The sequence below is a fragment of the Pseudomonas sp. NY15354 genome (genome assembly GCF_048068075.1).
GTDB lineage: Bacteria > Pseudomonadota > Gammaproteobacteria > Pseudomonadales > Pseudomonadaceae > Aquipseudomonas > Aquipseudomonas guariconensis_C.
In genome coordinates this window covers 162,226-184,050 of the sequence record NZ_JBLUPV010000003.1, presented here as the reverse complement: position 1 = coordinate 184,050, position 21,825 = coordinate 162,226, and the positions used below count along the sequence as shown (strand labels likewise).

Genomic DNA, 21,825 nt, shown 5'->3' with positions numbered 1-21,825 from the left:
CTGCCGCTGCATGGGGCCTTTTAGAGTGGCTCGCCTATCCACAAGGGCGTAGTGCTACTCCAGGAGCGGTTCATGCATTGGCTCAACGTACTGATTCACGCACGACCTTCCCACGATATCTCGCTGCACCAGGCCTGCAATGCCCAAGGCGTCTTCAATGTGCGTGTGGCCCAGGACCTGGCCGAGGCAAAGGGCTGCCTGTCCCAGCGGGGCGTCGTTGATCTGCTGATCCTCGATCATGGCTTGCCGGTGCATTGTGGCCGAACCCTGCTCCGGCAGGTGGCGCAGGCGCAGCGGCCTTGTGCGTTATTGTTCGTCGGACAATCAACCGACCATGGCGAAGGCCTGGTTCGTGAGGCCCGGCGCCAGGGTGTTCGGGTTGTCGGCGAGCTGTCCTGGCCATTGGTGATGCCGAGCCTGCAACGGGCGTTGGAGCGTATCCATCAAGGGTCCGAGGGGCATATTCAAACTGTCATGTACCCCGCGCATGCTCACTGATACCGGCGCGGCATAGCGAACTTTGCACGGCGTCTGGTGGTCAGTTCCGATAGCTTCCTCGAACAGCGAGTACGCCGGATGGAAAGAATCTGCAAACTGCTCAACGATGCCTTGACCCCCTACCACGCCCAGCTCGGCGAAACAGACGCCAGCGGCAACCGCCAACTCAGTGTGATCGATCAGCAGGGTGATGTGACACTTAGGCGTTCGGTCAGCCTGCGCCAGCTGGAGGACCAGCGCTTGCTGATTGACCTGGTCGATGGCCTGCACCGAGACCTTCAGATCGCCGAAGGGCGTCTGCAACCTTGTGTGATCGCTGCCTTGCAGCATCAGCGCGCATTTTCCGGAACCTTTGTCTGAAGGTTTCATCGGAATCGGTAAGAGCAGGTCGACAGTGCTTTGCTCCGGTGCTGAAGACTGCTCCTGAAAGTCCCCTGACTTTCGTTCGACCCCCGGCGTTCCTTCCTGCGCCCGGGGTTTCTTTTTTTACAGCCAATCGCCCAGCTCAGTGTTCCTCGGGGCTGTCGGCCTGGGTATCGAAAAAGTGCAGACTGTCGGCGAGGTACCGCTCGTGCTCTTCAGGGGCCAGCCAGCGGGCATAGAATCCTGGCAATGTCTCGCGACGCAGGGTAGGCAGCAGGCGATTGATATGACTGATGGCTTCACGCCCCAAGGGCGTATCGGAGCAGCCCACGTGCAGAAACTGATAGCGGTTCACACCTTGGATCGGGTGAAAGGCATACTCGTCGGGGTTATTGCCTTGGGCTTGGATCAGATAGCGCATTTCCGGCCAGTAGCCCAATACCAGCTGCAGTCGGCCCAAGCGCTGCATTTGTAGCAAATTGGCGGTAGCGTCATTGCCGTAATGGCGGCTCAAGGCTGTGTCGGGTAGCTGGCGGAGGATTTCGTCGATTTGAACGCTATAGCTGCGTTCGGCGACGATGCCAAGCTTGAGACGAGTCTGGCCCAGCAGGCGCTTGAGGTCGACCTGTTGGTTGTCTAGAAACGGCGCCAGGAGCGCCTGGTCCTGCTTGCGTATCACCACTCCACTGCTCAGCACACCCAGCGATGGGATGGAGTAATGCACGAACTTGGCCCGCTCCGGCGTCCAGAGCAGTGTCGGATCGCAGGTAAAGCTGGGCTCCTGGAGCATCTGGATGCCCCGCGCACGGTTGACCCTGACGATGCTGTGATCGTACTCGGGCATCTGCGCGATCAATCGGGGCAGCAGGTTGTCAACGACGCCCTGGCCTTTGCCCGCACCTTCGAAGATGGTGAACGGCGGCAGATCGCGCACCAGCCAGATCAGGCGCTCCTTGGCTTGTCCCAGGGCCGGCAGCATCCCGCACAGGATGATCAGCAGCCCGAGCAGGCGCCTGACAAGGCCGCGCATCGGTAGGCGATCAGACTGCACCGGTTTCGCGCAGCCGACTGATGGCAGCAGCGTCGTAGCCCAGACGCGTCAACACCGATTCGGTGTGTTCGCCCAGGGTCGGGCCGACCCACTCGCTGGAGCCCGGCGTATCCGAAAGCTTGGGGACGATGCCAGGCATCTTGAATGGTTTGCCATCGGGCAATTTGGCCTGGAGGAACATTTCGCGAGCCAGGTACTGCGGGTCGCTGAACATGTCCTCGGCCGAATAGATGCGGCTGGCCGGCACCTCGGCCTGGGTGAGGGCCTGCATGACCTCTTCCAGTGGCAGGCTGTTGACCCAACGGTCGATGACGCCATATAGCTCGTCGCGGCGCAGGTCTCGGCCGTCGTTGGTGGCCAGGCTTGGGTCATTGGCCAGGTCGTCGCGGCCGATGGCCTGCATGAAACGCTTGAAAATGGCATCGCCATTGGCGCCGATCTGCACATGCTTGCCGTCGGCGCTGGTGTGGATGGAGGAGGGCGTGATACCGGGCATGATGTTGCCGGTGCGCTCGCGGATGAAGCCGAACACGTCGAACTCCGGCACCATGCTTTCCATCATCGCGAAGATAGCCTCGTACAGGGCCACGTCCACCACTTGCCCTTGGCCTCCATTGACCTCGCGATGGCGCAGGGCCATCAAGGCACCGATCACGCCCCACAGGGCGGCGATCGAGTCGCCGATGGAGATGCCCGTGCGTACCGGCGGTCGGTCCTCGAAGCCTGTGATGTAACGCAGGCCACCCATGGACTCGCCTACCGCGCCGAAACCGGGCTGGTCTTTCATCGGCCCGGTCTGGCCGAAGCCGGACAGGCGCACCATCACCAGGCGTGGGTTGAGCGCGTGCAGCACGTCCCAGCCCAGGCCGAGTTTTTCCAGTACACCGGGGCGGAAGTTCTCGATCAGGATGTCTGCCTCTGCCAGCAGGCGCTTGAGCACTTCACGGCCTTCGGGGTGCTTGAGGTTGAGGGTCAGCGATTGCTTGTTGCGCGCCTGGACGAACCACCACAGCGAAGTGCCCTCGTACAGCTTGCGCCATTTGCGCAGGGGGTCGCCGCCATCGGGCGACTCGACCTTGATCACCTCGGCACCGAATTCGGCGCAGATACGCGAGGCGAAGGGGCCGGCGATCAGGGTGCCGAGCTCGATCACTTTCAGGCCGGCGAGGGGTTTGCTTGGCGTGGGCATGGGGCATCCGTGGCAGCTGGGCTTAGCCCGTGGTTTTATCATAGGTCGTCGACGGCAGGTACTGCCGCGGCGCAACGATGAGCGGGATCGGTTAGACTGTGTGACTTTTATTTTCGCAAGAAGCCCCCGCCCATGGCCCAGCCGTCCACCACTTACAAGTTCGAACTGAATCTGACCGACCTCGACCGCGGTGTGTACGAGAACATCCGTCAGACCATCGCCCGTCACCCGTCGGAAACCGAGGAACGCATGGCTGTACGCCTGTTGGCCTACGCGCTCTGGTACAACGAGAACCTGTCGTTTGGCCGTGGCCTGTCCGACGTGGATGAAGCGGCCCTGTGGGAAAAGAGCCTGGACGACCGCATCCTGCACTGGATCGAAGTCGGCCAGCCGGACGCCGAGCGCCTGACCTGGTGCTCGCGTCGCACCGAGCGTACCAGCCTGCTGGCCTACGGCAGCCTGCGGGTCTGGCAGAACAAAGTCGTCGATGCAGTCAAGGGCCTGAAGAACCTCAGCATCGCCGCGGTTCCCCAGGAGGTGCTGGAGGTCCTGGCCACCGACATGCCCCGCTCGATCAAGTGGGACGTGATGATCAGCGAAGGCACCGTATTCGTGACCGACGACCGCGGCCAGCACGAAGTGCAGCTCGAGTGGCTGCTCGGTGAGCGTGGCTGACCTGTTCCCAACCTGATTGTCGAAGGCCCCATGCGTATCGAACCCCGCCCCCTGCCGCCGAGCCTGCCGTTCCTCGGTAACCTGCCCCCTTTGCTGACCCGCCTGTACGCCGCCCGTGGCGTGCAGTCCGAGGCCGAACTGGACAAGAGCCTGGCGCGCTTGCTGCCGTATCAACAGCTCAAGGGCATCGATGCGGCGGTGGACCTGCTGCTGGAGGCGCTGGATCAGCGCCAGCGTATCGTCATCGTCGGCGACTTCGATGCCGACGGGGCCACGGCCAGTACCGTCGGTGTGCTGGGGCTACGCCTGTTGGGCGCGGCTCAAGTCGATTATCTAGTGCCCAACCGTTTCAAGTACGGCTACGGCCTGACACCGGAGATCGTCGACGTGGCTCTGCAGGGTGAGCCACAGCTGCTGATCACGGTGGACAACGGTATCTCCAGTGTCGAGGGTGTGGCGGCAGCCAAGGCCGCCGGGCTCAAGGTATTGGTGACCGACCACCACCTGCCGGGCGCGCAATTGCCCGATGCCGATGCCATCGTCAATCCGAACCAGCCGGGGTGCGACTTCCCCAGCAAGGCGCTGGCCGGCGTAGGGGTGATCTTTTACGTCCTCATGGCGCTGCGGGCTCGCCTGCGCGCCCTAGGGCGCTACGATCAACAGCCGCAGCCTAATATCGGCGAACTGCTCGACCTGGTCGCCCTGGGCAGTGTCGCTGACGTCGTCCCGCTGGACGCCAACAACCGCATTCTGGTGCACCAGGGGCTGGAGCGCATCCGTGCCGGCCGCGCCCGCCCTGGCCTGAAGGCCATCCTGGAAGTCGCCCGGCGCGATCACCGGCGTATCACCTCCACCGACCTGGGCTTCATCCTGGGGCCGCGCCTGAATGCCGCCGGTCGCCTGGACGACATGAGCCTGGGCATTGAATGCCTGCTCTGCGACGACCCGGCCGTTGCGTTGGACATGGCCCAAGAGCTGGATAGCCTGAACCAGGACCGCAAGTCCATCGAGCAAGGCATGCAGCGTGAAGCGCTGGCTCAGCTCAAGGACCTGCCGGTCGAATCCATGCCGTATGGTCTGTGCCTGTTCGAGGCCGACTGGCACCAGGGCGTGATCGGCATCCTTGCCTCGCGTATGAAAGAACGCTATCACCGCCCGACCATCGCCTTCGCCGATGTCGGCGAGGGCATGCTCAAAGGCTCTGCACGGTCGGTACCGGGGTTTCATATCCGCGATGCGCTGGATGCGGTGGCGGCGCGTCAGCCGCACTTGATCAGCAAGTTCGGCGGGCACGCGATGGCGGCTGGGCTGTCCTTGCCTGCGGAAAACTTCCCGGCGTTTGCCGCGGCTTTCGATGAGGAGGTTCGTCGGCATCTGGTGGAAGAGGACCTGACCGGGCGATTGCTCTCTGACGGTACCCTTGCGGTCGAGGAGTTCCACTTGGACCTGGCGCGTGCCTTGCGTCATGCGGGGCCTTGGGGGCAGCACTTTCCCGAGCCGCTGTTCCATGGCGTGTTCCAGTTGGTCGAGCAACGGGTGGTGGGAGAGCGGCATTTGAAGGTAGTGCTCAAGAGCGAGTGTGGGTCGGTCAAGCTCGATGGCATTGCTTTTGGTATCGATCGGGATGTCTGGCCGAATCCGACGGTGCGCTGGGTGGAGTTGGCGTACAAGTTGGATGTGAATGAGTTTCGGGGGAATGAGAGTGTGCAGTTGATGATTGCGCACATGGAGCCGCGGTGAGCTGATTAGTTGTTAGTTTGAGGTTTGTGGGCTTATCCGTTTTTTGGGGTGACGCTTAGTCACCTTTCCGCCCTTACGGCGGGTCACTTTGGTCTTGGTGGGTCACTTTGGCCAAAGTAACCAAAGCCGCTGCGCCCCCGCATACGGCCCGGCGCTTCGCACCGGGTTCCCTCGCTGCGGTGCCTTACGGGGCTTCGCGGCCTCCGGCTGGCTGCGCCAGCCTCCATCTCGCGACTTCGGCTCTCGCCGAAGGGCGCTGCGCGCCTGCCCCTACAGACACCTCCGCTCGGCCTGCTGATGGGGCGCAAGTTACGGGTGGCGTCTGGGCTGGCGTTGTTTCATTCAGTGGTTTTTGTGGGGTATGTTCCGCCCATTCGCGGGTAAACCCGCTCCCACAGGTTCACCGCTGCCCATGAGAGCGGCGCTGTACCTGTGCGGGTTTACCCGCGAATAGGTCGGCACAAACAACAAATAATTAGCCTGTTTGCCGTTGCTTTTGATGCGCGATAGTCCAGGCGCCACCAATCGCGACCTCAGGAGGCCGAGTGGAGGTGTCTGTAGGGGCAGGCGCGCAGCGCCCTTCGGCGAGAGCCGAAGTCGCGAGATGGAGGCTGGCGCAGCCAGCCGGAGGCCGCGAAGCCCCGCAAGACACCGCAGCGAGGGAACCCGGTGCGAAGCGCCGGGCCGTATGTGGGAGCCAGCGGTTTTTGCCTACTTTTGCCCAAGAGCAAAAGTAGGTCGCCGTAAAGGCGAAAAGCGCCAGTGGTGCCACCACCAACACCGGATATTCACACAATCTGAAAGCCCAAGCCCAAGCCCAAGCCCAAGCCCAAGCCCAAGCCCAAGCCCAAGCCCAAGCCCAAGCCCAAGCCCAAGCCCAAGCCCAAGCCCAAGCCCAAGCCCCCAAACCAACACAAAAAAACCACCACCCCCTATCTGGTCTAGTCTGAAAAAGACCGATACCGGACCAAGGTCCCACACAAGTGCCCGGACCGGCCAAACCATTGGAGTCCCTGGGAGGTGCCCTCATGAGCCTGCTGCTCGAGCCTTACACCCTGCGTCAGTTGACCCTGCCCAACCGCATCGCCGTTTCCCCCATGTGCCAGTACTCCGCTGTCGATGGTCTGGCCAATGACTGGCACCTGGTGCACCTGGGCAGCCGTGCCGTTGGCGGCGCTGGCCTGGTGATCACCGAAGCGACGGCGGTGACCCCCGACGGTCGCATCAGCGCCGAGGACCTGGGCCTGTGGAGCGACGCACAGATCCCACCCTTGCAGCGCATCACCCGTTTTATCACCGCCCAAGGCGCCGTGCCGGGCATCCAGCTTGCCCACGCCGGGCGCAAGGCCAGTACCCATCGCCCCTGGCTGGGCAAACATGGCAGCGTCACGGTCGAGGAGGGCGGATGGCAGCCGGTCGGCCCGTCACGAATTGCCTTCGACCCAGAACACACCGTGCCCCGCGAACTCTCCGAGGAGGAGATCGCCGGTATCGTCCAATCCTTTGCCGATGCCGCTCGTCGGGCGCTGGCCGCGGGCTTCAAGGTGGTCGAGGTCCATGCCGCCCACGGGTATCTGCTGCACCAGTTCCTTTCGCCGTTGAGCAACCAGCGTCGGGACCGTTATGGCAGCTGTTTCGAAAACCGCATCCGCCTCACCCTGGAGGTGACCGAGGCGGTGCGCAGCGTCTGGCCACAGGAGTTGCCGCTGTTCGTGCGGGTGTCGGCCACCGATTGGGTCGAGGACGGCTGGAACCCGGATGAGACCGTCGAACTGGCCCGGCGGTTGAGGGCGATTGGCGTGGACCTGATCGACGTGTCCTCCGGCGGCACCTCGGTCAACGCCGAGATCCCCACTGGCCCTGGTTATCAGACCCGTTTCGCCGAGCGAGTGCGCAAGGAGTCGGAAATCGCCACCGGCACGGTCGGCATGATCACCGAACCGGCCCAGGCCGAGCATATTTTACGAACCGGTCAGGCGGACATCATCTTCCTCGCCCGCGAACTGCTGCGTGATCCCTACTGGCCTCTGCATGCCGACGATGACCTGGGCGGCAACAAAGCCACTTGGCCGGCCCAATACCAGCGCGCGACCAGCCGGGCCAACCCGATCCATGAGTCGGACTTGAGGGATTGAACGCCGCTTATTTCCAGATGCACCACATCACCGGATGTATCTAACAGCCACGCGTGTGGCGTGTTTATCCGCGAATGCGACGGCCATCTCGCTGACGTATTCGCGGGTAAACCCACTCCCACATAGTCCGTGTACGCCTTGTAGGAGCGGGTTTACCCGCGAAGAGAGCGCCAAGCAAGAACGTCATGCGCAACCAGAATCGAGACGGTAAACCGCCTCGATCAGCCCGTTTTGGACTCAGTGCTTGATCATCACATGCCGCACGCAGGTGTAGTCCTCGAGTCCATACATCGACATGTCCTTGCCATACCCCGAATGCTTCTGGCCGCCATGGGGCATTTCGCTGACCAGCATGAAGTGGGTGTTGACCCAGGTGCAGCCGTACTGCAGGCGTGCGGCCAGGCGGTGGGCGCGGCCGGTGTCGCGGGTCCAGACCGATGAGGCGAGCCCGTAGTCCGAGTCGTTGGCCCACTCCAGGGCCTGGGCCTCGTCGCTGAAGCGTGTCACCGATACCACCGGCCCGAAGACTTCATGGCGCACGATTTCATCGTCTTGCAGGGCATCGGCCAGCACCGTCGGTTCGAAGAAGAACCCTTCTCCCGGGATGACCTTGCCGCCAGTGACCAAGCGGATGTGCGGCTGGGCGATGGCACGCTCGACCATGCCTGCGACCTTGTCGCGGTGCTGGGCACTGATCAGGGGGCCCAGCTCGGTGTCGGACGCATTCTGCAGGCCAGGTTTGATGCTTGCCACTGCCTCGCCCAGGCGTTCGACGAAGCGTTCGTAGATGCCGTCCTGTACGTAGAGGCGGCAGGCGGCGGTGCAGTCCTGGCCGGCGTTGTAGAAGCCGAAGGTGCGGATCCCTTCGATGGCCGCGTCCAGGTCGGCGTCGTCGAACACCAGGACCGGTGCCTTGCCGCCTAGCTCCATGTGCATGCGTTTCACGCTGTCGGCGGTGGCGCCGATGATGTGGGCGCCGGTGGGGATGGAGCCGGTCAGCGAGACCATGCGCACCTTGGGATGAGTGACCAAGGGTGTGCCGACCGTCTGGCCGCGGCCGAAGACGATATTGAGCACGCCTGCCGGGAGCAGGTCCTTGGCCAGCTCGGCCAGGCGCAGGGCTGTGAGCGGGGTCATCTCCGAGGGTTTGAGCACCACGGTATTGCCGGCCGCCAGTGCCGGGGCGATCTTCCAGGCCAGCATCATCAGCGGGTAGTTCCACGGCGCGATGGACGCGATCACGCCCAGGGGGTCACGGCGGATCATCGAGGTGTGTCCCGGCAGGTACTCGCCCGCCGCAGACCCGCCCAGACAGCGCGCGGCGCCGGCGAAGTAGCGCAATACATCGGCGATGGCCGGAATCTCGTCACCCAGTGCGGCGGCATAGGGCTTGCCGCAGTTCTGCGATTCGAGCCTGGCCAGCTCCTCGCCATGTTGTTCGATGGTGTCGGCCAGGGCCAGCAACACCTGCGAGCGCTCTTTCGGGGTGGTCTGCGACCAGGTATCGAAGGCCAGGTCGGCAGCGCGCACGGCAGCATCGACCTGGGCGGCGGTCGCCTCGTTGATCTGTGCCAGGGCACTGCCAAGGGCCGGGTTCAATACGGTCCAGGCGGGGCCTTCGCCTGCGACCAGGCGACCGTTTATCAGCATTCGGGTTTGCATGAGGACTCCTCCTAGGTCATTTGCCGCTGCCCGCGACGCTTTCGCCGCCACGGGTCAGGTAATAGGCGCCGAGTATCGGCAGCATGGTCACCAGCATCACCAGCATGGCGACCACGTTGGTGACCGGCACATCGCGCGGGCGGCTGAGCTGGTTGAGCAACCAGATCGGCAGCGTGCGCTCGTGGCCGGCGGTGAAGGTGGTGACGATGATCTCGTCGAACGACAAGGCAAAGGCCAGCATACCGCCAGCGAGCAGCGCCGAGCCGAGATTGGGCAGGATGATGTAACGGAAGGTCTGCCAGCCATCGGCGCCCAAGTCCATCGAGGCTTCGATCAGGCTCTGGGAGGTACGGCGCAGGCGGGCGATGACGTTGTTGTAGACGATCACCACGCAGAACGTGGCGTGGCCCACCACGATGGTGAACAGCCCGGGCTCGATGCCCAGGCTCTTGAAGGCCGAGAGCAGGGCGATGCCGGTGATGATGCCGGGCAGGGCGATGGGCAGGATCAACATCAGCGAGATGCTCTCCTTGCCAAAGAAGCTGCGTCGGTACAGCGCCGCGGCGGCCAGGGTGCCGAGCACCAGGGCAATCACCGTGGCCAGGCAGGCGACTTGTAGCGACAGCTTGATCGCCTCCAGCACATCCTGCCGGGCGAAGGTCACGGCGAACCACTTGAGGGTGAACCCGCGCGGGGGAAAGCTGAAGGCCGCGTCTTCGGTGTTGAAGGCATAGAGCAGGATGATCAGGATCGGAAAGTGCAGGAACACCAACCCGCCCCAGGCCGCCAGGCGCAGGCCCAGCGAGGCTTTTTCAGAGTGCATCGAAGGCCCCCAACCGTTTGACGATCGACAGGTAGACAGCGATCAGCACGATGGGCACCAGGGTGAACGCCGCCGCCATCGGCATGTTGCCGATCGCCCCTTGCTGGGCATACACCATGCTGCCGATGAAGTAGCCAGGTGGCCCGATCAATTGCGGCACGATGAAGTCGCCCAGGGTCAGGGAGAAGGTGAAGATCGACCCCGCCGCGATACCGGGTATGGCCAGTGGCAGCACCACCAGCAGGAAGGTCTGACTCGGCCGGGCGCCCAGGTCGGCCGAAGCTTGCAGCAGCGATGGCGGCAAGCGCTCCAGCGAGGCCTGGACCGGCAGGATCATGAACGGCAGCCAGATGTAGACAAACACCATGAACCGCCCAAGGTGCGAGGTGGACAGAGTACTGCCGCCGATGCCGGGCACCGCGAGAACTGCCTGCAGCAGGGGCTGCAGATGCAGTTGCTGGATGAACCACTGGGCCACCCCGCCCTTGGCCAGCAACAGGGTCCAGGCATAGGTCTTGACGATGTAGCTGGCCCACATCGGCATCATGACGGCGATGTAGAAAAAGGCTTTGGTTCGCCCCGAGGTGTAGCGGGCCATGTAGTAGGCGATCGGAAAGGCCAGTACCGCGCTGGCCACCGACACGGCGAGCGCCATGGCCAGGGTGCGCAGGATGATGTCGAAGTTCGCCGGGGCGAACAGGGCCGTGAAGTTGGCCAGCGTCAGCTCCGGCGTCACCGCCATGGTGAAGTCGTCGAAGGTGTAGAAACCCTGCCAGAGCAGGTTCAGCAGCGAACCCAGGTAGATTGCGCCGAACCAGGTCAATGGCGGGATCAACAGCAGCGACAGGTACAGGTTCGGTCGCCGGTAGAGCACGGTGCCAAGCCGTCTGATCAGCGACGGTTTTTCCATCGCCAGGGTCATCGCGCCTGGCCCTCGTCCAGGACGGTTTCGCGCAAACCCCTCATTGCCGCGCGGGGCCAGTGGGCCTGGACACGCTGGCCAGGTTGCCAGGGCTGGGGTCGTTCCTGCCAGCGGTCATTGGCCTGGCTGACGGTCAGCAGCAGGCCGTTGTCCAACCGCACTTCGTAGCGCGTGGCACTGCCCTGGTATTGAATGTCGTGCAGCAGGCCGCTGACCTGGATGTCCTCGGCGATTGCCGCGTGCTCCGCCAGGCGGATGTGTTCAGGACGGATGGAAAAAGGCGAGACGTCTCCGGTGAGTTGCTGGGCCAGCTCGCCCCGGATCACGTTGGAGGTCCCGACGAATTCGGCGACGAAGGTGGTCGCCGGTTTCATGTACAGATTGCGTGGGGTATCGACCTGTTCGATCCGACCCCGATTGAACACCGCGACGCGGTCGGACATCGACAAGGCCTCGGTCTGGTCGTGGGTGACGAAGATGAAGGTGATGCCCAGTTGGCGCTGGAGTTTCTTCAGCTCGCCTTGCATTTGTTCGCGCAGCTTGAGGTCCAGGGCTCCGAGTGGCTCGTCGAGCAACAGTACCCGTGGCCGATTGACCAGGGCGCGGGCCAGGGCCACGCGCTGGCGCTGCCCACCGGAGAGCTGCGCCGGTTTGCGCTCGGCGTAGCCGGCCAGGGCCACCATCGCCAAGGCCTCGTCGGCACGGGTATAGCGTTCGGTCTTGGCGACACCCTTGACCTTCAGGCCATAGGCAATGTTGTCGCGCACGTTCATGTGCGGAAACAGGGCGTAGTCCTGGAATACCGTGTTCACGTCACGCTGGTAAGGGGGTAGGCCGGCAGCCTCCACATCATGCAGGCGAATCGAGCCGCTGCTGGGTTGTTCGAAGCCTGCGATCAGGCGTAGGCAGGTGGTCTTGCCCGAACCCGAAGGGCCGAGCATGGAAAAGAACTCGCCCTCCTGGATATCGATACTGACCCGATCGACGGCCCTGACGTCGCCGAACGTGCGGGATACCTCGGTGAGCTGGACAGCTAGGGGCATTGCGCTGACTCCGTGCATTTTGTCTACCGCCTGGCCCCTTTCGCGGTTAAACCCGATCCCACGGTTATGGCGCCGAGGGAGAGGGTTCAACCGCGAAGAAGCCGGAACAACAACCCGTCAACCTCGGTCAGCGCCCACCCATGATCGCAATATAGTCTTGGGTCCAGCGGCTGTAGGGCACGAACTTGCCGCCACTGGACTGTGGGGTTTTCCAGAACGCGATCTTGTCGAAGTTGTCGATCCCGTTGACCTTGCAGCCCTCGGCGCCCAGCAGCTCGCTGGCGGTGCAGGCGGCAGGCACCGCAGGCACAGAGCCGAACCAGGCCGCGACGTCGCCCTGGACCTTCGGCTGCAGCGACCAGTCCATCCACTTGTAGGCGCAATTGGGGTGCTTGGCTTCGCTGTGCAGCATGGTGGTGTCGGCCCAGCCAGTGGCGCCTTCTTTCGGTATGGTCGAGGCGACCGGCTGGTTGTCGGCCTTGAGGCCATTGACCATGTAGCCCCAGGAACTGGAGGCCGCCACGCCTTCGTTCTTCACATCGCTCATCTGCACTGTCGCATCGTGCCAGTACCGGTGAATCAGCGGCTGTTGCTGGCGCAGCAGGTCGAGGACGGCCTTGTACTGGGTTTCGTTCAGCTCGTACGGGTCCTGGATACCCAGCTCAGGCTTGGTCGATTTCAGGTAGAGCGCAGCGTCGGCGATGTAGATCGGGCCATCGTAGGCTTGGACGCGCCCTTTGTTCGGCTTGCCGTCCGGCAGGTTCTGAGGCTCGAAGACCACGCTCCAGCTGGTGGGCGGTTGTTTGAACACCGCGGTGCTGTAGAGCAGCACGTTCGGGCCCCATTGGTAAGGCGTGCCATAGACCTGTTTGTCGACCACGTACCAGCCGCCGTTCTGCAGGCGTGGGTCGATGTTCTTCCAGTTGGGGATCAACGCCGTGTTGATCGGCTGCACCCGCTTGCCGGCGATCAGCCGCAGCGAGGCGTCGCCCGAGGCAGTCACCAGGTCATAGCCGCCCTTGGTCATCAGGCTGACCATCTCGTCGGAGGTCGCGGCGGTCTTGACGCTGACCTTGCAGCCGGTCTGTTTCTCGAACCCAGTGACCCAGTCGTAGGCCTTGTCGCTTTCGCCGCGCTCGATGTAGCCGGGCCAGGCGACGATATCCAGGCGCCCTTCGCCATCGCCGACGTTCTGGGGCAGCCCTGCGGCCTGCAGGTTGGCGCTGGCCAGCAGGGCGCCGATCACGGCGCTGGACAATGCGGTCTTGTGCACTGACATGGTGTTCCCTCTTTTGGACTTTATGATCGGGGCAGTCATCAAGAAAGCAGCGAAGCGATGGGATAAGCGTAGTGCGCTTGTCGCGGACCTGCGGCCCGGTTGGGCAGGCGCATGCGATGTCGAGTCTAGTTCCTTTTGGGCCGGTGGTTACGCAACATCCGGATGCAAATGCATTAAGCGTGAGTTCAGTCCACAGGCCTAATCTGGGCCTTTCCTTTTTCAGCAAGAGGTAATGCCAGATGAACACCCGTGGCTTGCTCGATCAACTGCTCAAATCCGGCCAGCAGCTGCTGCAAAACCAGCAAGGCAAGGGTGGTGACTTGCTGGGCGGCCAGTCAGGCAAGGGAGGGCTGGGCAGCCTGCTCTCCGGCGCCGGAGGCGGCGCCCTGGCAGCAGGTGCCATGGGCCTGCTGCTGGGCAACAAGAAGGCCCGCAAGTATGGCGGCAAGGTGCTCACCTACGGCGGCCTGGCGGCGCTCGGCGTGCTGGCGTACAAGGCCTATGGCAACTGGCAGGCGCGCCAGGGCGAGACGCAGGCCCACGAGCCGCGCACCCTCGACCGCGTGCCTGCGGCCCAAGCCGAGCAGCATAGCCAGGCGGTGCTGCGCGCTCTGGTGGCGGCGGCCAAATCGGACGGGCACATCGATGAGCGCGAGCGCGCCTTGATCGAAGGCGAGTTCGTACGCCTGGACAACGACCGCGAGCTTCAGCATTGGCTGCACGCCGAACTGAACAAACCGCTCGACCCTGCCGAAGTGGCCGCCGCCGCGCAGACGCCCGAGATGGCGGCGGAAATGTACCTGGCCAGCGTGATGATGGTCGATCAGGAGAACTTCATGGAGCGCGCCTACCTGGATGAACTGGCTCGCCAACTGCGTCTGGAGCCCGGCCTGCGACAAGAACTGGAAGACCAGGTCCGCCTCGCTGCCGGGTAGGCCGCGCGGCGTTGTTCCACCGGGGGCCAGGGAGGCCTCGACAGCCTGCAAAATCAGCCGCGAACGGGCGGGGCGCCTAGGCTATACTCTGGCGATTTTTCCCCGCTCGTAATGAATTCCTGAGGGCTGAATGTGAAGAACTGGACCTTGCGCCAACGGATCCTGGCAAGTTTCGCCGTGATCATCGCCATCATGCTGCTGATGATCGTCGCCGCCTACTCGCGGCTCGTGGCGATCGAGGCCAGTGAAGAGGCAGTGGGCTCGGACAGCATTCCCGGCTTCTACTACAGCTCGATGCTTCGCAGCGCCTGGGTCGACAGCTACGTGACCAGCCAGCAATTGGTGGGGTTGTCCGGGCGGCGGGACATCACCCCGGCTGACCTGGCGGACTTCAAGGGCTTCGATGAGCGCCTCAAACAGGAAATGGCCAGTTACCAGGCGACTATCCATAACCCGGACGATCAGGCCGCACTCGACGCATTCAGGGTGCTCGAAGCCGACTACATGAAGATCGTCGACCAGGTGCTGGATGCGTACCGGCAGAAGCACTATGCCGAAGCCGAGCGTCTGATCAACGAATCCCTCACACCGGCCTGGATCAACGGCCGCCAGCACCTGAACCGTGTCATCGAAAGCAATCGCGCATCCGCCGAAGCGGCGACCAATGACATCGTCAGTGCGGTTGCCACGGCCAAGGGCAGCATGATCGTATCGTTGCTGCTGGCGATCCTGGCGGCCGGTATTTGCGGCCTATTGTTGCTACGTGCCATCACCGCGCCCGTGCAGCACGTCGTGCACGCCCTGGACAAACTGCGCTCGGGTGACCTGAGCATGCGTCTGAGCCTGGCCCGCAAGGATGAGTTCGGCAGCATCGAAACCGGCTTCAACGAAATGGCCGTGGCACTGGCCGACCTGGTCGCCCAGGCCCAGCGTTCGTCGGTGCAGGTGACCACCTCGGTCACTGAAATCGCCGCCACGTCCAAGCAGCAACAAGCAACTGCCACCGAAACCGCCGCCACCACCACCGAGATCGGTGCCACCTCGCGGGAAATCGCCGCTACCTCCCGTGACCTGGTCCGTACCATGACCGAGGTGACCTCCGCCGCCGACCAGGCTTCGGTGCTCGCAGGCTCTGGCCAGCAGGGCCTGGCGCGTATGGAAGAGACCATGCACCAAGTCATGGGCGCCGCCGATCTGGTCAACGCCAAGCTGGCGATCCTCAACGAGAAGGCCAGCAACATCAACCAAGTGGTCGTGACCATCGTCAAGGTGGCCGACCAGACCAACCTGCTGTCGCTCAACGCCGCCATTGAGGCGGAGAAGGCCGGGGAGTACGGCCGTGGTTTCGCTGTGGTGGCCACCGAGGTGCGTCGCCTGGCCGATCAGACCGCCGTGGCCACCTACGATATCGAGCAGATGGTGCGGGAGATCCAGTCCGCCGTCTCGGCCGGCGTCATGGGCATGGACAAGTTCTCCGAGGAAGTGCGACGGGGCATGTTCGAGGTCCAGCAGGTGGGCGAGCAGCTCACCCAGATCATCCACCAGGTCCAGGCACTGGCACCGCGGGTGCTGATGGTCAACGAAGGCATGCAGGCCCAGGCTACGGGGGCCGAGCAGATCAACCAGGCCCTGGCCCAGCTCAGCGACGCCAGCACCCAGACCGTGGAGTCGTTGCGCCAGGCCAGCTTCGCCATCGATGAGTTGAGCCAGGTAGCCGCCGGATTGCGCGGCGGTGTGTCGCGCTTCAAAGTCTGACGACGATGAACGACGTGCAACCCCATCAGGAGCAGGCCGACGGCGCCAAGGCGGTGCTGTACCTGCAGTTCTGCATCGGCGAGCAGCGCTTTGCCCTGGATGTGCGCGAGGTGATCGAAGTATTGCCGCGGCGGACGCTCAAGCCCATCGCCCAGGCGCCCGCGTGGGTCGCCGGCATTCTGGCCCATCGCGGCGCCCTGGTGCCGGTGATCGACCTGTCGGCGCTGAGCTTCTCCACCCCGGCGCCGCGGCGTACCAGTACGCGGCTGGTACTGGTGCACTATGGCGGCGACCGGCAATTGGGGTTGATCCTGGAGCAGGCCACCGACACCTTGCGCTGTAGCCCTGATGAGTTCCAGCCCTATGGCCTGGACAACGCCGAGGCCCCTTACCTGGGACCAGTGCGCCAGGATGCCCACGGCCTGCTGCAGCGCATCCAAGTGGACGACCTGCTGCCGGACGATGTCCGCGACCTGCTGTTCCCCGAGCCGCCAGGGCAGGTGCCGGCATGATCGAACAACACTTTTTCCGTTTTCTGCAGGAGCGTATCGGCCTGGACGTCGAGTCGGTCGGCGCTCCCATGGTCGAGCGTGCCTTGCGCCAGCGCTGCGCTGCGGTGCAGGCCGGCGATCTGGACGACTACTGGTCTCGCCTGCAGCAATCGGCCAGCGAGCAGCAGGCCTTGATCGAGGCCGTGATCGTCCCGGAGACGTGGTTCTTCCGCTATCCCGAATCCTTCACCGCACTTGTGGGGCTGGCCCAGAAGCGCCAGGTGGAGCTCGCCGGCATCCGGCCGCTGCGAATCCTCAGCCTACCGTGCTCCACGGGCGAAGAGCCCTATTCGATCGCCATGGCGCTGCTCGAGGGTGGCCTGGACCCGGCGGCGTTTCGAATCGACGCCATGGACATCAGCCCCAGCTCCATCGCCCGCGCAGAGCAGGCCGTCTATGGGCGCAACTCATTCCGGGGCAGCGAGCTGACTTTCCGTGACCGGCATTTCAGTGAAACCGACGAAGGCCACCGGCTGGATGAGCGGGTACGACGCCAGGTCGATCTGCGGGTCGGCAACGTGCTCGATCCCGCGCTCAAGAGCCAGCAAGGGCTGTACGACTTCGTGTTCTGCCGCAACTTGCTGATCTACTTCGACGTGCCGACCCAGCGTCGGGTGTTCGAAGTGCTCAAGTCCCTGACCCATGCCCAAGGCGTGCTCTTCATTGGCCCGGCTGAGGGCAGCCTGCTGGCACGGCTGGGCATGCGCCCGTTGGGCATCGCCCAGTCGTTCGCCTATGTACGCCAGGAGGCACCGGCACCGGCACCCGCACCGGCGCCCGTCGCTCAGGCCGCGCCGATCAACCGCTCCCAGACCCTGCCTCCCTTGGCCCCACGGCCTGTCAGCCGTCCAGCGCGCATGCCGCGTCCGATACCGTCGCCAGTGAGCGCGCCCTCGCACGCTCAGGGCGAGAGCGAGTTGCTGGCCACCATTGCCCGTCAGGCCAATACCGGCGACAGCGCACAGGCCCGCGCCAGTTGTCAGCGTTACCTGCAGCAGTTCGCGCCCAAAGCGCAGGTGTTCTACTGGCTCGGTCTGCTGGCCGACACCGAAGGCGACACCCAGGAGGCCATCAGCCAGTATCGCAAGGCGCTGTATCTGGAGCCGCAACATGGTGAGACCTTGATCCACCTGGCGGCGTTGCTGGCCTCCCAAGGCGACGAGGCGGGCGCGCGGCGCATGCAGGCGCGGGCGGCGCGCGTGGGACGGGAGTCTGAACGATGAGTGAAACCATGCACTTGATCGCACGGGACGATGAGCTCATCGACGATTGCTGGAACCGCATTGGCGTGCACGGCGACAAACAGTGCCCGCTGCTCGAACGTCATATTCATTGCCGCAACTGCCAGGTCTATGCCAGCGCGGCCACTCGGCTGCTCGATCGCTATGCACTATTGCAGGACGAGCACGTCGAGGCGCCGCCGCCGGACGAAGACAGTGTCGGGCGCTCGATGCTGCTGTTCCGCCTGGGCGAGGAGTGGCTGGCGCTGGCCTGTGCCTGCCTGGCCGAGATCGCGCCGCTGCAGTCGGTGCACTCGCTGCCGCACCAGCGTTCCGGGGTGTTGCAGGGGGTGGCCAATGTGCGTGGTGCGCTGGTGCCGAGCCTGTCGCTGGCGGGCCTTCTGGGCGTGGAAGTGCTGCCGGCCCAGGAGCGCATGGGGCGCGTGATGCCGCGCATGCTGATCCTTGCTGCCGAGGGTGGCCCGGTGGTGATGACGGTGGACGAGATCGACGGTATCCACCGGCTGGACCCGGCACGTCTGGTCGATGGCCAGGATGCCGCGCACTTCACCGCAGCGGTGCTGCAATGGCGAGGTCGCAGCGTGCGGGTGCTGGATGAACAACATGTACTGTCGGCCGTGAAGCGGAGCCTGTCATGACCCCTGAGCAAATGCGCGACGCGTCGCTGCTCGAGCTGTTCAGCCTGGAGGCCGAGGCCCAGACCCAGGTGCTCAGCGCTGGCCTTATGGCATTGGAGCGCAACCCGACCCAGGCCGACCAGCTCGAAGCCTGCATGCGCGCGGCCCATTCCCTGAAAGGCGCTGCGCGGATCGTCGGCATCGATGCCGGTGTCAGTGTCGCCCACGTCATGGAAGATTGCCTGGTGGCGGCCCAGGAAGGGCGCCTGCGATTGCGCCCCGAGCACATCGATGCCTTGCTCCACGGCACCGACCTGCTGATGCGTATCGCAACCCCCCAGGATCGTGACAGCGAAGCGGCGGTACCGGCGTTTCTGGTTCAGATGGCCAATTTGCTCGACCCCACGGCAGCGCCTGCCCCTGCTCCCGCCATTCCGGTCGAGCCGGCACCGGCGCAGGCAGAGCCGGTGGTGGTCGAATCCGAACCGGAGGCCGAAACCGAGCCTGATCCCGAGCCCAGCCTGCCACGCAAGGTCGGCAAGCGCGGTGGCGAGGGTGCCGAACGGGTACTCAGGGTCACCGCCGATCGTCTGAACAGCCTGCTCGACCTCTCCAGCAAGTCGCTGGTGGAAACCCAGCGGCTCAAGCCCTATCTGGCCAGCCTGCAGCGGCTCAAGCGCATGCACGGCCAGGGTATGCGGGCCCTCGATGGCCTGAAGCAACAGCTCGAAGGCAGCGGCCAGAGCCACGAGGTGCTCGAGGCCTTGGCCCAGACTCAACGCCTGCTGGGTGAAACCCAGCAGATCCTGCAGCAGCAGGCGGCCGATATCGACGAATTCGGCTGGCAGGCCAGCCAACGCGCCCAGAATCTCTACGACACCGCGCTGGCCTGCCGCATGCGGCCTTTCGCCGATGTCCTGACCGGACAGAGCCGCATGGTCCGTGACCTTGGGCGTTCGCTGGGCAAACAGGTGCAATTGCAGATCGAGGGCGAGAAGACCCAGGTCGACCGTGACGTGCTGGAAAAGCTCGAAGCGCCCCTGACCCACCTGCTGCGCAATGCCGTCGATCACGGTATCGAGCTACCCGAGCGGCGTCTGCTGGCGGGCAAACCCGTCGACGGTACCATCCGACTGCGCGCCTCCCATCAGGCGGGCCTGCTGATCCTCGAGCTGAGCGACGATGGCGCCGGCATCGACCTCGAGCGGCTGCAGCGCAGCATCGTCGATCGGGCATTGTCGCCGGCCGAGACCGTGGCGCAGATGAGCGAGGCGGAACTGCTCACATTCCTGTTCCTTCCAGGCTTCAGCCTACGCGACAAGGTCACCGAGGTGTCGGGCCGTGGCGTCGGCCTGGATGCGGTGCAGCACATGGTCCGTGAACTGCGCGGCTCGATCGAGCTGACCCAGGTTTCGGGCCAGGGCTGCTGCTTCCATCTGGAGGTGCCGCTGACGCTGTCGGTGGTGCGCAGCCTGGTGGTGGAGGTGGGGGGCGAGGCCTATGCCTTCCCGCTGGCGCACATCGAGCGCACCCTGGCGGTGTCAGCCGAGGACATCGTGCAGATCGAAGGGCGCCAGCATTTCTGGCATGAAGGGCGGCACATCGGGCTGGTGTCGGCCAGCCAGTTGCTTAACCGCCCAGCCGGGCAGGACGACGAGCGCAGCCTGCCGGTGGTGGTGATCCGTGAACGCGACCAACTGTATGGCGTGGCCGTCGAGCGCTTGATTGGCGAGCGGGTGCTGGTGGTGATGCCGCTGGACGCACGGCTGGGCAAGGTCCAGGACATTTCTGCGGGGGCCTTGCTCGACGATGGTTCGGTGGTGCTGATCATCGACGTCGAGGATTTGCTGCGCTCGGTCGAGAAATTGCTCAGCACCGGCCGGCTGGAGCGCATCGAACGTGGCGCCAGGGGTGGGCGCGCCATGGTGCGCAAACGCGTACTGGTGGTCGACGATTCGCTCACCGTACGTGAACTGCAGCGCAAGCTGTTGGGCAACCAGGGTTACGACGTGGCCGTGGCGGTGGATGGCATGGATGGCTGGAATGCCCTGCGCGCCGAGGATTTCGACCTGCTGATCACCGATATCGACATGCCACGCATGGACGGCATCGAGCTGGTTACCCTCGTGCGCCGCGACCAGCGCCTGCAATCGCTGCCGGTCATGGTGGTGTCCTACAAGGATCGTGAAGAAGACCGGCGACGTGGACTGGACGCCGGTGCCGACTACTATTTGGCTAAGGCCAGTTTCCATGACGACGCGTTGCTGGACGCCGTAGTGGAGTTGATCGGGGGTGCCCAGGGATGAAGATCGCCATCGTCAACGATATGCCCATGGCTGTGGAAGCCCTGCGCCGGGCATTGGCCTTCGAGCCCGACCACCAGGTCGTCTGGGTCGCGAGCAATGGCGCCGAAGCCGTGGCGCGCTGCGCCGAGTTCACGCCCGACCTGATTCTCATGGACCTGATCATGCCGGTGATGGATGGTGTCGAGGCCACCCGGCGGATCATGGCCGAAACGCCCTGCGCTATCGTCATTGTCACGGTCGATCGCAAGCAGAATGTGCATCGGGTGTTCGAAGCCATGGGCCACGGTGCCCTGGACGTGGTGGACACACCGTCGCTGGGCGCAGGGGATGCACGTGAAGCAGCAGCCCCTCTATTGCGCAAGATCCTCAACATCGGCTGGCTCATCGGCCAGCAACGCCCCGCAGCGCCCCGGGCTGTGTCCGCTCCGCTGGTGGGGGCGTCCCAGCGTCGTGGCCTGGTGGCCATCGGTTCGTCGGCGGGTGGACCTGCGGCGCTGGAAATCCTGCTCAAAGGGTTGCCGCGGGAGTTTCCGGCGTCGATCGTGCTGGTGCAGCATGTCGATCAGGTCTTCGCCAGTGGCATGGCCGAATGGCTCAGCGGGGTTTCAGGCTTGCCTGTGCGCCTGGCGCGGGAGGGCGAGCCGCCTCAGCCAGGGCAAGTGCTGCTGGCCGGCACCAACCACCACATCCGCCTGCTGCAGGGCGGCCAGCTCAGCTATACGGCCGAACCTGTCGGCGAAATCTACCGCCCCTCGATCAACGTGTTCTTCGAGAGCGTGGCGCGTTTCTGGACCGGCGATGCCGTAGGGGTATTGCTCACCGGCATGGGGCGCGACGGCGCCCAGGGCCTGAAACAGATGCGTCAGCGTGGCTTCCTGACCATCGCCCAGGACCAGCAGAGTTCGGCGGTCTATGGCATGCCCAAGGCTGCCGCGGCGATCGAGGCCGCCGTGGAGATACGGCCGCTGGAACGCATCGCGGGCCGACTGATGGAAATCTTTTCGAAATGACGATATGTATTGAGTCACGCCGCCTGACCG

Annotated in this window: 19 protein-coding genes; 12 read left to right on the top strand and 7 right to left on the bottom strand. The window is 64.2% G+C overall.

The features are described from left to right. Positions 1-72: 72 nt before the first annotated feature. A complete protein-coding gene (locus tag ACNFCH_RS04555; RefSeq protein ID WP_337158885.1) occupies positions 73-498 on the top strand; it encodes a histidine kinase in 426 nt (141 codons plus the stop codon). Positions 499-576: 78 nt separating this feature from the next. After that, positions 577-858 (top strand): DUF3509 domain-containing protein, encoded by a 282-nt coding sequence (locus ACNFCH_RS04550; protein WP_337158886.1) that lies wholly within the window; start codon positions 577-579, stop codon positions 856-858. A 145-nt stretch (positions 859-1,003) separates the two neighbouring features. Here ACNFCH_RS04550 and ACNFCH_RS04545 read toward each other — a convergent pair whose 3' ends face one another. Continuing rightward, entirely contained in the window at positions 1,004-1,891 is an 888-nt protein-coding gene (locus ACNFCH_RS04545; RefSeq protein WP_416742347.1) for a TIGR02285 family protein, read from the bottom strand. A 10-nt stretch (positions 1,892-1,901) separates the two neighbouring features. Beyond that, entirely contained in the window at positions 1,902-3,101 is a 1,200-nt protein-coding gene (locus tag ACNFCH_RS04540) for a CaiB/BaiF CoA-transferase family protein (protein WP_337158888.1), read from the bottom strand. 132 nt (positions 3,102-3,233) lie between these two features. Between ACNFCH_RS04540 and ACNFCH_RS04535 the strand changes: the two genes are divergently transcribed. The 3 genes from ACNFCH_RS04535 to ACNFCH_RS04525 all read left to right on the top strand — a co-directional run bounded on the left by ACNFCH_RS04535 (position 3,234) and on the right by ACNFCH_RS04525 (position 7,651). Continuing rightward, entirely contained in the window at positions 3,234-3,776 is a 543-nt protein-coding gene (locus tag ACNFCH_RS04535; protein WP_416742346.1) for a YaeQ family protein, read from the top strand. A gap of 30 nt (positions 3,777-3,806) precedes the next feature. After that, positions 3,807-5,516: a single-stranded-DNA-specific exonuclease RecJ gene (gene recJ / locus ACNFCH_RS04530; RefSeq protein WP_416742345.1), complete on the top strand. Its 1,710-nt coding sequence runs from the start codon at positions 3,807-3,809 to the stop codon at positions 5,514-5,516. A gap of 1,028 nt (positions 5,517-6,544) precedes the next feature. Then, positions 6,545-7,651, top strand: a complete 1,107-nt coding sequence (locus ACNFCH_RS04525; RefSeq protein WP_416742344.1) for an NADH:flavin oxidoreductase/NADH oxidase — start codon at positions 6,545-6,547, stop codon at positions 7,649-7,651. A 237-nt stretch (positions 7,652-7,888) separates the two neighbouring features. Here ACNFCH_RS04525 and ACNFCH_RS04520 read toward each other — a convergent pair whose 3' ends face one another. The 5 genes from ACNFCH_RS04520 to ydcS form a co-directional block, all read right to left on the bottom strand. Continuing rightward, entirely contained in the window at positions 7,889-9,313 is a 1,425-nt protein-coding gene (locus ACNFCH_RS04520) for a gamma-aminobutyraldehyde dehydrogenase (protein ID WP_416742343.1), read from the bottom strand. Positions 9,314-9,329: 16 nt separating this feature from the next. Next, positions 9,330-10,136: an ABC transporter permease gene (locus ACNFCH_RS04515; protein WP_337158226.1), complete on the bottom strand. Its 807-nt coding sequence runs from the start codon at positions 10,134-10,136 to the stop codon at positions 9,330-9,332. After that, complete coding sequence (locus tag ACNFCH_RS04510; protein ID WP_337158225.1) at positions 10,126-11,058, bottom strand: ABC transporter permease; 933 nt, start codon at positions 11,056-11,058, stop codon at positions 10,126-10,128. Before ACNFCH_RS04510 ends, ACNFCH_RS04515 begins: the two co-directional genes overlap by 11 nt. Further along, positions 11,055-12,101 carry an ABC transporter ATP-binding protein gene (locus tag ACNFCH_RS04505; RefSeq protein WP_337158224.1) on the bottom strand — a complete coding sequence of 349 codons (1,047 nt, stop codon included), beginning with the start codon at positions 12,099-12,101 and terminating at the stop codon, positions 11,055-11,057. The genes ACNFCH_RS04510 and ACNFCH_RS04505 overlap by 4 nt, the downstream gene beginning before the upstream one ends. Before the next feature lie 127 nt (positions 12,102-12,228). Then, positions 12,229-13,380, bottom strand: a complete 1,152-nt coding sequence (gene ydcS, locus ACNFCH_RS04500; protein WP_337158223.1) for a putative ABC transporter substrate-binding protein YdcS — start codon at positions 13,378-13,380, stop codon at positions 12,229-12,231. A gap of 239 nt (positions 13,381-13,619) precedes the next feature. On the opposite strand from ydcS, the gene ACNFCH_RS04495 reads away from it, so the two are divergent. The 7 genes from ACNFCH_RS04495 (at position 13,620) to ACNFCH_RS04465 (ending at position 21,795) form a co-directional block, all read left to right on the top strand. Beyond that, on the top strand, positions 13,620-14,315 hold the full coding sequence (locus ACNFCH_RS04495) for a tellurite resistance TerB family protein (protein WP_416742342.1): 696 nt from the start codon (positions 13,620-13,622) through the stop codon (positions 14,313-14,315). A 132-nt stretch (positions 14,316-14,447) separates the two neighbouring features. Next, positions 14,448-16,070, top strand: coding sequence for a methyl-accepting chemotaxis protein (locus tag ACNFCH_RS04490; protein WP_337158221.1), 1,623 nt, complete (start codon positions 14,448-14,450; stop codon positions 16,068-16,070). Positions 16,071-16,075: 5 nt separating this feature from the next. Beyond that, entirely contained in the window at positions 16,076-16,582 is a 507-nt protein-coding gene (locus tag ACNFCH_RS04485) for a chemotaxis protein CheW (RefSeq protein ID WP_337158220.1), read from the top strand. Further along, positions 16,579-17,844, top strand: a complete 1,266-nt coding sequence (locus ACNFCH_RS04480; RefSeq protein WP_416742341.1) for a CheR family methyltransferase — start codon at positions 16,579-16,581, stop codon at positions 17,842-17,844. The genes ACNFCH_RS04485 and ACNFCH_RS04480 overlap by 4 nt, the downstream gene beginning before the upstream one ends. Beyond that, positions 17,841-18,500: a chemotaxis protein CheW gene (locus tag ACNFCH_RS04475; RefSeq protein ID WP_416742340.1), complete on the top strand. Its 660-nt coding sequence runs from the start codon at positions 17,841-17,843 to the stop codon at positions 18,498-18,500. The genes ACNFCH_RS04480 and ACNFCH_RS04475 overlap by 4 nt, the downstream gene beginning before the upstream one ends. Beyond that, a complete protein-coding gene (locus ACNFCH_RS04470) occupies positions 18,497-20,785 on the top strand; it encodes a hybrid sensor histidine kinase/response regulator (RefSeq protein ID WP_416742339.1) in 2,289 nt (762 codons plus the stop codon). Before ACNFCH_RS04475 ends, ACNFCH_RS04470 begins: the two co-directional genes overlap by 4 nt. Then, positions 20,782-21,795 (top strand): chemotaxis response regulator protein-glutamate methylesterase, encoded by a 1,014-nt coding sequence (locus ACNFCH_RS04465; RefSeq protein ID WP_416742338.1) that lies wholly within the window; start codon positions 20,782-20,784, stop codon positions 21,793-21,795. The genes ACNFCH_RS04470 and ACNFCH_RS04465 overlap by 4 nt, the downstream gene beginning before the upstream one ends. Positions 21,796-21,825 lie beyond the last annotated feature (30 nt).